11 protein-coding genes are annotated in these 14,214 nt (G+C 45.2%); 6 read left to right on the plus strand and 5 right to left on the minus strand.

What is annotated here, in order from left to right; translation table 11 throughout:
* The first annotated feature begins 17 nt into the window (after positions 1 to 17).
* The 5 genes from BC643_RS09075 to BC643_RS09095 all read left to right on the plus strand — a co-directional run bounded on the left by BC643_RS09075 (position 18) and on the right by BC643_RS09095 (position 6,072).
* Positions 18 to 620 (plus strand): DUF5683 domain-containing protein, encoded by a 603-nt coding sequence (locus tag BC643_RS09075; protein ID WP_147377184.1) that lies wholly within the window; start codon positions 18 to 20, stop codon positions 618 to 620.
* Between the two features lie 9 nt (positions 621 to 629).
* Positions 630 to 2,204 (plus strand): lytic transglycosylase domain-containing protein, encoded by a 1,575-nt coding sequence (locus BC643_RS09080; RefSeq protein WP_211338020.1) that lies wholly within the window; start codon positions 630 to 632, stop codon positions 2,202 to 2,204.
* A 74-nt stretch (positions 2,205 to 2,278) separates the two neighbouring features.
* Positions 2,279 to 3,676 carry a GDSL-type esterase/lipase family protein gene (locus BC643_RS09085; RefSeq protein ID WP_120272783.1) on the plus strand — a complete coding sequence of 466 codons (1,398 nt, stop codon included), beginning with the start codon at positions 2,279 to 2,281 and terminating at the stop codon, positions 3,674 to 3,676.
* The gene (locus BC643_RS09090; RefSeq protein WP_211338021.1) at positions 3,661 to 5,187 is read left to right on the plus strand and encodes an MBOAT family O-acyltransferase; all 1,527 of its coding nucleotides are present in this window, start codon (positions 3,661 to 3,663) and stop codon (positions 5,185 to 5,187) included. Before BC643_RS09085 ends, BC643_RS09090 begins: the two co-directional genes overlap by 16 nt.
* A gap of 312 nt (positions 5,188 to 5,499) precedes the next feature.
* On the plus strand, positions 5,500 to 6,072 hold the full coding sequence (locus BC643_RS09095; protein WP_120272784.1) for a YkgJ family cysteine cluster protein: 573 nt from the start codon (positions 5,500 to 5,502) through the stop codon (positions 6,070 to 6,072).
* 64 nt (positions 6,073 to 6,136) lie between these two features.
* On the opposite strand, the gene BC643_RS09100 is transcribed toward BC643_RS09095, so the two are convergent.
* The 4 genes from BC643_RS09100 to BC643_RS09115 form a co-directional block, all read right to left on the minus strand.
* Complete coding sequence (locus BC643_RS09100; protein WP_120272785.1) at positions 6,137 to 7,687, minus strand: alpha-L-fucosidase; 1,551 nt, start codon at positions 7,685 to 7,687, stop codon at positions 6,137 to 6,139.
* A gap of 109 nt (positions 7,688 to 7,796) precedes the next feature.
* Complete coding sequence (locus tag BC643_RS09105) at positions 7,797 to 9,038, minus strand: MFS transporter (RefSeq protein WP_120272786.1); 1,242 nt, start codon at positions 9,036 to 9,038, stop codon at positions 7,797 to 7,799.
* Positions 9,039 to 9,183: 145 nt separating this feature from the next.
* Positions 9,184 to 10,284, minus strand: coding sequence for a PAS domain-containing sensor histidine kinase (locus BC643_RS09110; protein ID WP_120272787.1), 1,101 nt, complete (start codon positions 10,282 to 10,284; stop codon positions 9,184 to 9,186).
* Positions 10,285 to 10,538: 254 nt separating this feature from the next.
* On the minus strand, positions 10,539 to 11,462 hold the full coding sequence (locus BC643_RS09115) for a LysR family transcriptional regulator (RefSeq protein ID WP_120272788.1): 924 nt from the start codon (positions 11,460 to 11,462) through the stop codon (positions 10,539 to 10,541).
* 93 nt (positions 11,463 to 11,555) lie between these two features.
* Here BC643_RS09115 and BC643_RS09120 point away from each other — a divergent pair, with 93 nt between their 5' ends.
* Entirely contained in the window at positions 11,556 to 12,152 is a 597-nt protein-coding gene (locus BC643_RS09120; RefSeq protein ID WP_120272789.1) for an NAD(P)H-dependent oxidoreductase, read from the plus strand.
* Between the two features lie 1,042 nt (positions 12,153 to 13,194).
* Here BC643_RS09120 and BC643_RS09130 read toward each other — a convergent pair.
* Positions 13,195 to 14,211 carry a mechanosensitive ion channel family protein gene (locus tag BC643_RS09130; protein WP_211338022.1) on the minus strand — a complete coding sequence of 339 codons (1,017 nt, stop codon included), beginning with the start codon at positions 14,209 to 14,211 and terminating at the stop codon, positions 13,195 to 13,197.
* Between the last annotated feature and the right edge of the window lie 3 nt (positions 14,212 to 14,214).

The raw sequence follows: 14,214 nt of genomic DNA on the forward strand, positions 1-14,214 counted from the left end.
TGCAAACAAACAGAAAATTGAGGCATTTAAGAATATCCGTTTTTATCATCCTGTTTTTGGCAACAGGATTTTGTTCATTTGCACAGGTAGAGTTTGAAGCCGATACAATTCCCGTTCAACAACCGGAAAAGGAGCACTCGCCGCGCAAGGCGACGATTTATTCGGCAGTATTGCCAGGCCTGGGGCAAATTTACAACAAGAAATACTGGAAGGTCCCGCTAATTTACGGAGGTTTTATCGGCTTCGGTTACGCGATCAACTGGAATAACAATTATTACGTGCTTTACAAGCAGGCTTATTCCGATATCGTTGACGACGACCCGAACACAAACTCCTTCAAAGATCTGGCAATTGAGGGAAGCTGGGACTGGGATAACTCCAGCCAAGTCTCTCAATTCACAACCCGGCTTAACAATGCGAAAAACTCAGCGAGACGTTACCGGGATTTGATGATTATCGCGTCGGCAGCTTTTTATGCGCTTAATATTATTGATGCAACTGTTGACGCCCACTTTTTCAATTTCGATATTGGGGATGACCTGACGTTTAATTGGACACCCGGTCCAATGTATTGTTCAGGGAAAGCTTTACCGGGTATTAATATTCAAATACGATTTTAAAGGGGAAGAATGAAGAAAGCGATTGTATTACTTTTATTGACCACGATTGGCAGCCTCGCAGTGATGGCTGAAAAAGCAGATAGAGCAAGTCTCAAACAAATTAAGCGTATTGAAGTATTGGCGTTGGATACCATCAACGGATACACTTCAATTTATGCTTATCCGGACGAAAACCTGAACGATCTGTTCGCACAGCAAATGGATAGCCTGTACCATTCGTGGTATATGCAAAACTCTTACGACACCAGTTTTTTCGAAGCTGAAAACGAAAGCTCAGATATGGCTTCATTGCCCGATTCTGTTTATGTGCAACGTTTGCAAAGCGTGGATTCTTTCGTAGATCTGTCTTTCAACAAAACAGTCAAAAACTTCATCGACCTATACACACAACGTCGTCCTCAATTGACGGAAGCGATTCTCGGACTTTCGAGCTTCTACTTCCCCATGATTGAAGAAAAACTCGACAAATACAACCTGCCACAGGAGTTGAAATACATGCCGATTATTGAATCGGCCCTGAACCCTACTGCTCGCTCGCGCGCCAACGCCGTTGGTTTGTGGCAGTTTATGTACGGAACAGGAAAAATGTACAAGCTCGAAATCAGCACTTTTGTAGATGATCGCCGCGATCCTGAAAAATCGTCGGAGGCAGCTGCCAAGTACCTGAACGATCTGTACCAGATTTATAAAAACTGGCACCTGGTGATTGCCGCCTACAACTGCGGACCAGGTAACGTAAACAAAGCGATCCGTCGTGCAGGTGGCACCAAGGATTACTGGGCCATCTATTATTACCTGCCTCGTGAAACCCGCGGCTATGTACCGGCATTCATCGCAGCAGCTTACGTGATGAACTTCTACCAGGAACACAATTTGCACCCGCGCTATCCGGATTTCCCGATCGTTACCGATACGATCCAGGTTCGCAACTATGTGCACTTTAAACAAATTGCGGAAACGCTGAACGTTCCGATGGAAGAACTGCAAAGTTTGAACCCGCAATACCGTCTGGACATCATTCCGGCAAAAGCGGAAAAACCATACACGCTGAGATTACCGTTGGAAAAGATTGCTGAATTTATCGATATGGAAGAGAATGTCTACGCACTTCGTCGTGATGAATTCTTCCCGAATAACGAGATTTTGGTTCCAAAAGAACGAGGCACTACTTACGTAGCCGATGTGAACGGCAAAGACCGCATCGTTTACACGGTGAAATCAGGCGATAACCTGGGCTACATTTCCAGTCGTTTCAACGTTCGCATCAACGACCTGCGCTATTGGAACAACATCCACCGCAACCTGATTCGCGTTGGGCAAAAGATTGTGGTTTATGTACCGGCCGGTAAAGGCGAACAGTATGCGCAATCGGGCAGCGTCCGCATGACCAGCCAGGCAAGCTCGTCGGCACAGGTTAGCACCGAAGGCGGATTTGTATATTACACGGTTCGCAGCGGAGATTCTTTATGGTCGATTGCACGCCGGTTCCCGGGAGTATCCAACCAGGATATTATGCGTCTGAACAACATGTCGGGGAATACCATTAAGCCCGGACAAAAGTTGAAGATTCAACCCAAAAGCTAAAAGCTTATTGTTAAAGATTTGATTTGCAAAGACCCGAATTTCGTGCTACATTTAGCGAAGACGAAATTGCACCTATGAAACCTTTACGGGCCTTTCTTTTCTTATCAAGTGTATTATTGCTGTTGTTCCTGGTTTCTTTTTATCAATCAAACAGAAGCCAGGAACAATTGCATACGCCTGTTGCTGAAGTAATCCCGGAAGACAGCATTTCGATCGAAGATGTGCTGAATGAGCCACTTGCCGCAACAGATTCCGTCGAGCTTGACGACCGCCTGTCAATCGCATCAGAACCAGAAATCTCCGATTCAATCTCTTCTTTCATCCCTTCATCCGGCGGATTTGTATTTGCCGATGGCGACTCGCTTCACTTTTCGGCTATTGCCGACAAACTGGGCAACCCGGCACCCGACAAACAGCAAATTCGTATTTTCTACATTGGCGATTCGCAAATTGAGAGCGACCACATCACATCTGCTTTGCGCAAGGGCCTGCAAAACCGCTACGGCGGACAAGGCCCCGGCCTGATTGCCCCGGACCAATATTACAATCCACCGCACCAACTCATCATGACAATGTCGGAAAACTGGCAAAACCAGTCGATGAAAGACATGCGCGGGAAAAACAAAAGTATCCTGTTTAAAAACTCGCTGGCTGTAAAGGGTGAAGAAGACAACGCCTGGTTCCGGATCAACCGGCTCCGCTTCCTGACCCCACAGGAAGACTTCAACCAAATCCGCTTGTTCCTGTATGCCACCGACACAAGTACAGTGGAAATACTGCGCTCCGGGCAATCGATCTTTCAGAATCAGATTACAGCGGCCAATGAACTACATGATTTGAGCATCCCGCTAAAAAATACACCCGATGATTTAAAACTCACTTTTGCGCCGAAGGACAGCCTTTACGTCACCGGCTTTTCGCTGGAAAGTGAATCGGGCATTTTTGTCGACAATATTGCCTTGCGCGGACTCTCCTACCCGCCGTTCAGCAGTTCCGACCGATCGGGCTTGAAAACGATGACGGACATGCTACAGCCTGATTTATTTGTTCTGCAGTTCGGTGTCAATGTTGTTCCCTATTTTTCGGAAAACTATACCATTTTCCGTTCTCAGTTTAATCGCCAAATCCGAATCATCCGGCAGCTGTGTCCCGGAGTGCCGATTTTGGTGATCGGCGTGTCTGACATGGCACACCGCGAGGACGGCGAGCTCGTTTCCTATGAAAACATTGAGCAAATCAAACAAATTCAGTTTGACATTGCCATGAGAAACCACTGCGCATTTTGGGATCTCGAAGCCTTTATGGGAGGAATCGGCAGCATGGCCAGTTGGGTAAATGCAGATCCACCGATGGGACGAAAAGACTTTGTGCATTTCACTGAAAAAGGAGCTGAAAAAATCGGCAGCGAGCTTGCCAACCTGTTTATTTCCGAATTTGAAACCAGTCGCCTCACTGCATGGAAAAGCAACTGACGAAAATACTGGAACAGCTGATTCACTACCAGGAACACAACCCGCTGTTCTATACCAAAGTTGCTTTTTGGATTGCATTCGCCATCACCCTTGCTTTTTACAGCCTATTTTACCGCAAAAGCATTCTGCGCAACAGCTACCTCCTGCTGATCAGTTGGTACATTTATTACCAGATGAACGGTGCATTCCTGTCGCTGCTCATCTTCTCGTGCCTGGCGAATTACGGTTTTGGCCGACTAATCGACCTACACCGAAAAAACCGCTTCTGGCTGATCTTTTCGGTGAGCTTCAACTTGCTGCTTTTAATCTACTTCAAATACACCTATTTTTTCACGGAGACCATTAACAACACCTTTCACACCGACTACCAGGTTTTCAACTGGCTTGGTTGGTTCCTGAATCAGATCACGGACGGGATGGCCGATGTGCACAGTATTGTACTTCCTATCGGTATTTCCTTTTACACATTCCAGGCCATTAGCTATTTGTCGGATGTTCGTACCCGAAAGGTTGAAGCCGTTCGAAATCCAATCGATTTCAGTTTTTACCTGAGCTTTTTCCCGCAGCTCGTTGCCGGACCAATTGTGCGGGCAGCAGCTTTCATACCGCAACTTTATCAGAAATACCGCCTGAGCAATACGGAATTGAGCCATGCTGCTTTCCTCATACTAAAGGGGCTCTTCAAAAAGATGGTCGTTGCCGACTTTCTGGCGCTGAACTTTGTCGACCGTATTTTTGACGCACCGGGTGCTTATTCGGGACTTGAAAACCTGCTCGGCGTTTACGGATACTCTATCCAGATTTATTGCGACTTCTCCGGCTATACCGACATTGCGATCGGACTGGCATTAATATTAGGCTACAAGATACCTGTGAACTTCAATGCGCCTTACACGGCCAACGGCCTTTCGGATTTCTGGCATCGCTGGCATATCTCGCTTTCGCTGTGGCTGCGCGACTACCTGTACATTCCGCTCGGAGGAAACCGAAAAGGCAAGTTCCGCACACACCTGAACCTGATTGTCACCATGCTGTTGGGTGGACTCTGGCACGGGGCCAGCTGGCGCTTCATCATTTGGGGAGGTATTCACGGCGTTGGCCTTTCCGTCGAGAAAATGATTCAGAAATTCCGGAAATCAAAGTCCGGGCCAAGCAGCAACAAATGGCTCCGGGTTGGCTCCATACTCCTGACTTTTCAGCTGGTGAGCCTGGCCTGGATTTTCTTTCGCGCACCCGACCAGGAAACCATCTACCGGATGTTTTACCAATTCCGGGAACACTTCATACCACAACTCACTTCGGAAGGTGTAATGACCTATTTGCCGACACTGGGAATGTTGCTGCTCGGCTTTCTGCTCATCTGGTTTCCGTTTGATGCCAAAGAAAAAATCCGTGGCTGGTTCATCCGCCAACACTTCGTTCTTCAGGTTTGCATTGCGGCGGCAGTTGTACTCGTCATTCAATACGTTTCAACCTCGGATATACAACCGTTCATCTATTTCAGGTTTTAACTCACGGGGGCGTCCTAAAACTGAAGATTGCAATCAATTTGCTTGACCTTTTCTCTCCTCGAAGATTCGAAAAAGGAAAGCCACTGGAGGCGGTGGAATGCTATTGAAAAGAGCACCTTCCATCAACGCCATTGCCTCCCACTCTTTCATCTGCCTGCAATCACCTATTCCCTGCAATTTATTTTTTCGCCGGCTAGCATAATGAATTCAACAATTTACTAGATTTGTGCACACTATCCAAGGATGCCCATCCCGATAGCCGAGTCCCCGAAATTATTTTATTAACTTAATTGTGTTTGTGCGTCAATTTCTATGTACCGGAAAGTTCAACGCGTGCAAAAAGTCCTGAAGAATGCTGCTTTGCACACCCAAAAGTTTGGCAAAAATAGTGGTATTACCTGTGTCTCCAAGTGTCACCTGTGCTGCCTGAAAAAAGACATCAGCGCCAGTCCGCTTGAGTTTTTACCACTGGCTTATTTTTTATACAAGGAAGGACGTGCCGACGAGGTTTACGATCGTCTGGAACAACTCCCGGAGAATGACTTGTGCATTCTTTTCTCAGCTTTGGGAACTGCCGCCGGCGGATGCAGCGAATATACTTATCGCGGGCTTATCTGTCGATTATTCGGATATGCTTCAAACCGCGACAAGATGGGACAGAACCGACTGGTTACCTGCAAGCCAATTAAAGAAAGTACGCCCTACGCGCAGCTAACTAGCAAACAGCTGGTGAAAGCGCCCGTCATGAGCGAATATTACATGCAGCTGGCAGCAATTGACTTTGGGCTGGCGAATGAGCAGCTCCAAATTAACCAGGCTATTAAACGGGCGCTGGAGCTGGTTATGACCTATTACATGTATCGTGGACGCGGTAAGCGAGCATGATATCAAAAAGTCAATAAACAAAGGGAACTGGCCGTTTGAAGTCCCCTTTGTTTACTTAGCTCTTCTATATAAACTCGACCTTGAGTACTGTTGCAATTTCATCCATCGCTTCAGCCTCAGGTGTTGTCACTTTTAATTTATCGTCGACGACTGACCATTTCAGATCGATACTACTTCCTACAACACGAACACCTTTAATGTTTTGTCCTGGGTTGGGTTCAAACACATGCTCCAGCTCCAGCTCCTGGTTGGCATCAGGCATACCCAACAAATACACATACAAGGTATTTCCATCCTTCGATTTGCTAAACCGAACATCATCCTTCGAGTATTTCATTGTGGCCGACTGACCACCAAAATGACCTTTTTCAAACTCAGCGATTCCATAACCAAACACAGAATGTGCCCGTGTGTTGTACACCGCTTCTTCATGTCGCTTAATCCAATCGCCTATCTCCAGAAGCACATCCCGTTGTTCTTGCGGAATGATGCCGTTCGCCATTGGTGATACATTTAACAAAACTACACCCTTCTTACTCCATACATCAATCATGTTACGGATAATCAGGTCAGCTTTCTTGTATTTTAATCCGTTCGTATAACACCAGCTACCATCGCTGATGGTAATGTCGGTCAACCAATATTTGTCTGAGATTTCGGTTTTACCACCCTGTTCAATGTCAATCAGCGCCACGCTGTCCGGCAAATCTTCCTGTTTGTAGAAAGCGATTGGCTCCTGGCCCCGACTCTCGCCAGCATTATAGTGGTGTGCCAGCATCTTTTCCCGATATTCTTCCGGGATTTTATCCAACCACGAATCGAACCAGATCATGTCCGGCGCGTATTGATCGACCACCTCGTTCACCTGTCCTAACCAACGATCATAAAACTCGTCAGCCGGAATGTTGCCATACAGGTACTTTAGTTTTTCGTCGGTCGTACTGGTTACCGCGTTGGGATCGTAGGCAAAATGACTGTCGTTTCCAACGTTACCACTATTCGCCCAGTGAGTGCTATCATTCGCATAGCGTTGCAAATTGCGGGCATGATGAAAAGTGGTAATCGTCTTTATGTCGCGCTTTTTTAGCTCAGCGAGCAACTCCCCCGTGATATCCTTGTGAGGTCCCATTTCTGCAGCGTTCCAGTGATTGATTTTACTGTCCCACATCGCGAATCCATCGTGATGTTGAGCCACCAACCCCGCAAAACGAGCCCCTGCTTTTTCAAACAAGCCAGCCCAATCTGCAGCATCAAAGTTCTCCGCTGTAAACTGAGGAATGAAATCATGGTAATCAAAATCGGCACCGTAAGTAGCTACATGGTGATCGTGAACAACTGCCCCCTTGTGGTCTTTGGGCAAGTTTGTATAATACATCCAGGCCGGGTACCACTCAGACTGAAAAGCGGGTACCGAATAAACTCCCCAATGGAAATAAATCCCCAACTTGGCATCTTTAAACCACTCGGGCTCAGAATTGTGTTTGGCCAGCGACTCCCATGTCGGCTCATAAATTGTTTCCACCGTTTTAGCCTGTTTCGGGCTACACGCAAACAGGACACTCCCTAACACCAGCAATGATCCTTTCCTCAATACATGTTCTAATTTCTTCTTCATCTTTAATAGTTTTTCCCAAAGTGATATCAATTTTATTCTTCCTTTTTAACGTTTTGTAGTTAGGATAGTCTTCAAACAAGACAGGTCGACAACCCTAATTCGCGCCAACTCAAACCTCCCGAACTGCGGCAGGTTTCATCCGGCTCAATACAAAAACCGAAATAAACAACGCCGCTCCCAGAACCGGCATCACGGCTTCGGCAATCAACAGTCCGGTTGAGCTCCACTTGCCATGTGCCCACTCATCAACGAATATCATGAAGTAGATCGGTATGTTCGAAAGTGCAGCAAAAACATTGTATTTGGTCGCCGCCCCCATTCTCCCGATTGCTTCCAAAACGAATGCGCTAAATCCGGCATAAGCAAAACCAACCGTCACTGCATAAATGGAAGTCCAGATGACAAACATGAGTTGTGTGCGCGGGCTAATGGCCATCATGATCGCCACCGCTCCCTCAAGCAAACCAAATAGAATGTAGGCTTTTTTGCGGTCCATCCGGTCGCAGATCCACCCGCCAACCAGGCAGCCAACCGCCGAAGCAACACCCCCCACAACGCCCACTGCCAATGCCACGGCATCCGGCGATGCGTTCCAATTGCCGGAAATGGACGACCACAGGCTGGAAGCTGCCCCTGAACCAATTGGCAAAAAACAGAGGACAAGAGCTAAAAATCCCGCCCGCGATTTGATCAATATCCAAATATCTTTGAGAAGTATGCCAACCGTTTTCAGGTAATTTTCTTCGCGTTTAAACGGCTCGGGTTCTTTCAGAAACAATAGGCCTAAACCGCACAACAACGAGATCAAAGCAATAATTGCTCCCGACATCCAGGGTGCTGAAAGTCGTTCGGCTAACCAGATTCCGGCACCGCCGCCAACACCAAAACCTCCTAAATTGCCCGCTTGCAACCAGCCACCGGCACGTCCTTTTTCCTCTTCCGGAACATCCTGCGCGATTAAGATCTCGGTCGTCATTGCAATATTGGTATTAGCAAGGGCAGTTAGGAGTACGACCGCCATCAGTACCGGCAAAAAGCTTGAATTCAAGGGAACCACACTCGTTGCCAGAATACCTGCTGCTGTACCAATATTGGCGATGTGATACCATTTCTTCACCGTCAGCGTTGTGTCGACCAAAGGTGCCCATAAGAACTTGAGAATGTTTGGCAGATACGGAAGTGCCACAATGGAAGCGACCCCGGACAACGGAACTCCTGCTTTCGTCAGCAAAAATCCCAAGGTCACGCTGGTGTAGCCATTGAAAATTCCGAACGGCAGGTACAAGAACATAAACGTGATGGGATGCACCGCCTTTGTCGATTCTCCCCGAAACATTTTCTTCAAGCTCATAGTCGAATCCTGTTATTTTGAATAGTTAAAACCGAACAGCTTTCACGAAAACAATTCGCAAAATCTGTTTCTGCTATAAAGATCGTTTGCTGAAAATTGCAACAGCCGATCCGCCGGATAAAGAGACGTTACAACCGGACGGCCTTTAGCTTTCCTGAATTGGAACACTGACATAAAAGGTGCTGCCAACGCCAACTTCGCTTTCAACCCATATCGATCCGCCCTGGCGTTCGGCCAGCATTTTACAAATTACCAAGCCCAGTCCATTCCCGATTTCCCGAGATGTTCCCTGCGTGGGCTGGTTATGCATATTCTTGAATAAAGTTGCTAATATTTCTTCCGTGATACCTTTACCGGTGTCCTTCACCGATACGATGATTTGACCATCTTTCTCTGTGGCGTCAAAGCTGACTTTTCCATTGAGATTGGTAAATTTCAATGCATTGGTCAGCAGGTTGCGGATAATAATCCGAAGCATGTTCGCATCCGTATACACCTGCAGCTTTTTGTCAATTCTGTTTGCAATGATGATCTTTTTGTTCCCGGCAATCGGCTCCAAGATGTCAATCGTTTTCTGGCAAATGTCTTTCAGGTTGAAGTAGTCCGGCTCAAAGCTCATGGTACCGGAAGTGGAGCGAGACCAGGTTAAAATTTCCTGCAACAGATCGAACGCCTTTGTTGAAGCTTCATTGACGATTTCGACCTGCTTCTTGATTGTCGACCTGTCATAACTGTCGAGATTCGAATTGAGAACCCCCAAATACCCCAGGATGGTGTTGAACGGGCTGACCAAATCGTGCGCCAGAATGGTAATAAAATGGTCTTTATCTTCATTCAGCTTGCTCAGCTGGTTGGCATAGTCCAACAGCTGCGATTCATACTTTTTACGTTCCGAAATATCGCGGTAAATCGATTGGTAAGTACCATCGGGCATCATTTTCGTGCGCATTTCAATGGTAATTGTCGTTCCGTCCGAACGAATCAACTCGCGCTCACTCACCACCAATTGTCCGCTGCGTAGCAAGTCGAAGCGGAAAGGAGTTTGCTCAACACTTGCTTTCACAAAAGGAATGTCCGCAATAAATAAACCCACCAACTCTTCTTTGGGGCGCCCAATCATCTGGCAAAATGTTGAATTTGCCTCAATTACGATCCCCTCATTCGAACCAAGCAGGATACCATCAGTCGCCAATTCAATTAAGTTGCGAAGTTTTTCTTCTTCAATACTCAACGATTTTCCGTCCATTCCCTTACGATTTTCTACAATGGACTAAACTTACATATTTTGTGTGTAAAAGCCACACACTGCAAAACGGTTTTGCAATTGGGCAAAGCAACACGATTTTTCACCAACATTCAGCTACCGCTTTCTCCGAACGCAAAACGAATCGACAATATTCAAGCTTTAATGGTCGATGGTTGAAAACGAACGTTCCCATTTTTTGATAGGTTACCTTCTTTTCTACCTGAAACTTACAAAATCTGTTAGCGAGCTCCTCTTTATCCTAAATGTTGCGCAACGTTTTTCATTTTCGTTTTAAATATATTTTGAAGCACGTCCAACTCTTTCTTGTTTTTTGAGTCTCCTCTTGAAGCAAAATAAAGTGTGTTTTCCGTCTTTACTTTTCCTTTCCAGATCAAGTTAATCTTGTTCGTCAGAATCTCGTCTTGACAAAGAAAATCCGGAACGATGGAAAAACCGCTCCCATTATTCAAACACCTGATTATTGAGGTTATACTTGGTAGTATATAATTGGGTTTAAACGTTGGTTTCCGGTTAAAATTCTCAAACCAGAACCGTCTAAAATGTTCCATTTCATTCGACGAACTGTACCAGGTATTTTTCAATAATTCGCGTTCCAACTCCTTCCAGTCATTCGCTTCGATATGTTTCATTACGAGAGAAACATCCGTTTTTACTCCGGCAATTAAAACAATTCTTTCTTTGGTAAAAGGAACATAGTCAATAATCGATTTTTTATCGGTTTGCTTTTGCGGCGTAATAACCAGGTCCAATAAGCCATTATTCAGATCCTTGATTAACTCGCTGTGGTCTCCGAACCGAGCAACCAAATCGAAGTTCAGCGTGGGTATCTCCGGTTCAACAACCAGTTGAAACAACTCAGAACACATTCCAATATTGATAGAAGGGTATTTTTCCTGTGTTGTTTTTTTAAAATGTTGTTCTGCAATCTCCAGCTTATTTAATGGTTCAATTATACACTCATATAAGATTTTTCCCTCTTCCGTTGGAATCATTTTTCGAGAAGTTCTTTCAAACAATTTCTTCCCAACATATGCTTCCAGCGAGTTTAAATGGACACTAACGCCCGGTTGAGAAGAATACAATGCGACTGCAGCCTGCGTCAGCGTTCCTGTCTCGTAGATTTCCTTAAAAGTCCGATACCATTCAAGGTTTACCATTAATATCAATTTATTTATACAAAGGTATCATTTGTATTATTTTAATAATGCCTTATCATGATTTATTTTTGCAGAAATTAATGATTAAGAAAAATGAAAAACATACTAGTAATCAATGGAGGTCATCCATTTGCCCATTCGGAAGGTCGGTTTAATGATACTCTATTCAGAACGACAACAGAGTATTTTAAATCTATCGCCGACAAAGAGGTGAAGTCAACTGAAGTCGGTACCGATTATGATCCCCTGGAGGAGGTTGAAAAGTTCAAATGGGCAGACTTAATTATTTACCACACGCCTATTTGGTGGTTTCAAGTTCCCTTTGGTTTTAAAAAATACCTTGATACTGTCTTCACTGCAGGACATCAAAACGGCATGTACAGCAGCGATGGAAGAACCAGAACAAATCCTGATTTTAATTACGGAACCGGGGGCTTGCTGCATGGGAAGAAATACATTCTCACAACAAGTTGGAATGCCCCTAAAACGGCGTTTACATTGGAAAACGAATTTTTCAATCAAAAGAGTGTTGATGAAGGCGTCATGTATGGATTTCACAGAATGAATGCTTTCACTGGAATGGAATTATTGGCAACTCACCATTTTCATGATATCGAGAAAAATGCGAATGTGCCGCTGGAGTTGAAAAACTACCATGCTTTTTTAAATGAAGTGATCAAGTCCAATTAACTGACATACTACTATTTGCAGATTTTACTCGGCGCAGTATCTGGATGGACACAACGCACGCCACTACACCCGCGATGTAATTTGCAAATCCTAAGTTTTTATTTTATTTATTCAAATAGTAAAGCTACTTATATGATATTGTCCAATCAGACTTTTGCATATCTGCCTCTGTATATTGATACCGTTTCAGAATCACATTATACTTAACAATACTATCCCAATGTATTTTTTCTATAATCTCTCCATCAAATAAAAATAATTGCATCGTTTCGTTTACAGCAAAATCTGCTGCCGGCAAAGTCTCTTGGTTATCAACTAAAATCCGATGAGATATATTCCCGTCTCGCCCCGGAATATCCGCAATATTTTGTATGCGGTATCTGGATATGAATATGAAATTCCATAATATATCGTTTTATCAGAATTATTTTGCAAATAAATATATCTATGAACGTCTTCATCATGACACCCCGATACAACAAACGCTACAATTATCATAAAAATGAATGAACTCATTTTGCATTTCATATTTTGCATCATTTTAGTTTCATCAGTTATATGCATTTCATCAAATTGTTGCCAAAACTAGCCACGAACAGCACCAGTTGTTCCTATTTTGCTTCTATCCAACTCAACGAAGTTCACCTGCCAATTTACAATTTTTCATAATCAAATAATCAATTTTTAGATGGGAAGTGTGATTTGGGAAAATCATGCGGATGAAAAAAAATTTCTTGCTTACGAAATTGAAGAATCATGCTTCTAATTTAGGGAAGGCACAGGAGACAGGTTCAGCAATCGGATAGTCTTCCCCGCCTACTCGTCATTGGCTTTTAAAAGCATTTTGCCCGAATATTGCCGGGTACAGAGGTTCTAACCCACTTTTTTAACATTCTAACCTGGGGTACGGCCTTACTAACCTACTTTTTTGAGGCTCGAACCAAGGTTAGAAGCTCCCTAACCTACTTTTTTAACGTCCTAACCTGGGGTACGGCCTTGCCAACCCACTTTTTTGCTATTCTAACCTAAACCCCAAAGCTGTCTAAATCGAAATCTTCGGGTCAAGAATACCGGCTTTCAGCAACTCACTGATAACGATTTCGGTCATCTCACTCTTAAAGGCGAACTCGTAGCGGATATCCATCACGTAGGCTTTCAGTCGCATTTTGTAGCAAAGTTTGTCGTGCTTAATGTCGTTGAAAAACAAAACGGCAATGGGCTTGGCGAGGTAAATATATTGAGACGTTTGCGCGGCTTCAACAGCAATTTGCCGCACCTTGACCGTGTCGATCGTGATGGGCAGGTAAATTTCGGCTACCACCTGGCAGTTCGATTCCCCCGAATTTGAGTTGGAAATAGGCTGGTTCAGCAGTTCGCCATTGGGCAGGGTAACCAGCGAGTCGTCGGCCGTTTGGATCCGGGTCGAGCGCAGCGACATGTCGAGCACCTCACCGTACACGCTGCCCACCTCAATCTTATCGCCCACCTTAAAGGGACGGTCAATCAGTATGACAAATCCACCGAAAATATTTTTGAGCAAGTCCTGCGCGGCAAATCCAATGGCCACCCCAATGGACGCGCCGAATGCAATCAACGAGCCAAGCGGAGGATTGAAAATACCGCGAATAACAATGTAACTGACAATAATCCAGCTGGCAATTTTCACCACCGGCAAAAGCGCCTTGCCCTTAATGCGTCGCTCCGCATTCTTCTCGGACCACGCCTCGATACTCTTGGAGAGGAAGCGAATGATAAAGTAGCCAACAAGGCAAAAAACGATCGCCCAGAAAATCTTGGCAAAGGAGAAGATTTCCTTCAGTTCGACCGGGGGGCCGCTTTCCACCGCTTTCTTCAACCCACCATCGGTTGTTTTCGTGGTGTCGGCAGCTGCACTAGCCGAATCGGCAACAGCAACCGGTCCCCCTTGTGAAACGATCATATTGATGGTATCGGGCAATTGCAGTACATTTTGCTGCGTGGTGTCGGCTGCCCGCCCTGTGACGGCCAGCATCAGGAACACCAGCAAAAATCCCAATTGTATAGAAGCTCTTTTTCGCATAGC

Source organism: Mangrovibacterium diazotrophicum (genome assembly GCF_003610535.1).
Lineage (GTDB): Bacteria > Bacteroidota > Bacteroidia > Bacteroidales > Prolixibacteraceae > Mangrovibacterium > Mangrovibacterium diazotrophicum.

Excerpts from the sequence above, each read along its gene's own strand:
- BC643_RS09100 (WP_120272785.1), bottom strand. The coding sequence starts at position 7,687 with ATGAAGAAGAAATTAGAACATGTATTGAGGAAAGGATCATTGCTGGTG.
- BC643_RS09115 (WP_120272788.1), bottom strand. The coding sequence starts at position 11,462 with ATGGTAAACCTTGAATGGTATCGGACTTTTAAGGAAATCTACGAGACA.
- BC643_RS09110 (WP_120272787.1), bottom strand. The coding sequence starts at position 10,284 with ATGGACGGAAAATCGTTGAGTATTGAAGAAGAAAAACTTCGCAACTTA.
- BC643_RS09085 (WP_120272783.1), top strand. The coding sequence starts at position 2,279 with ATGAAACCTTTACGGGCCTTTCTTTTCTTATCAAGTGTATTATTGCTG.
- BC643_RS09090 (WP_211338021.1), top strand. The coding sequence starts at position 3,661 with ATGGAAAAGCAACTGACGAAAATACTGGAACAGCTGATTCACTACCAG.
- BC643_RS09130 (WP_211338022.1), bottom strand. The coding sequence starts at position 14,211 with ATGCGAAAAAGAGCTTCTATACAATTGGGATTTTTGCTGGTGTTCCTG.
- BC643_RS09105 (WP_120272786.1), bottom strand. The coding sequence starts at position 9,038 with ATGAGCTTGAAGAAAATGTTTCGGGGAGAATCGACAAAGGCGGTGCAT.
- BC643_RS09120 (WP_120272789.1), top strand. The coding sequence starts at position 11,556 with ATGAAAAACATACTAGTAATCAATGGAGGTCATCCATTTGCCCATTCG.
- BC643_RS09080 (WP_211338020.1), top strand. The coding sequence starts at position 630 with ATGAAGAAAGCGATTGTATTACTTTTATTGACCACGATTGGCAGCCTC.
- BC643_RS09095 (WP_120272784.1), top strand. The coding sequence starts at position 5,500 with ATGTACCGGAAAGTTCAACGCGTGCAAAAAGTCCTGAAGAATGCTGCT.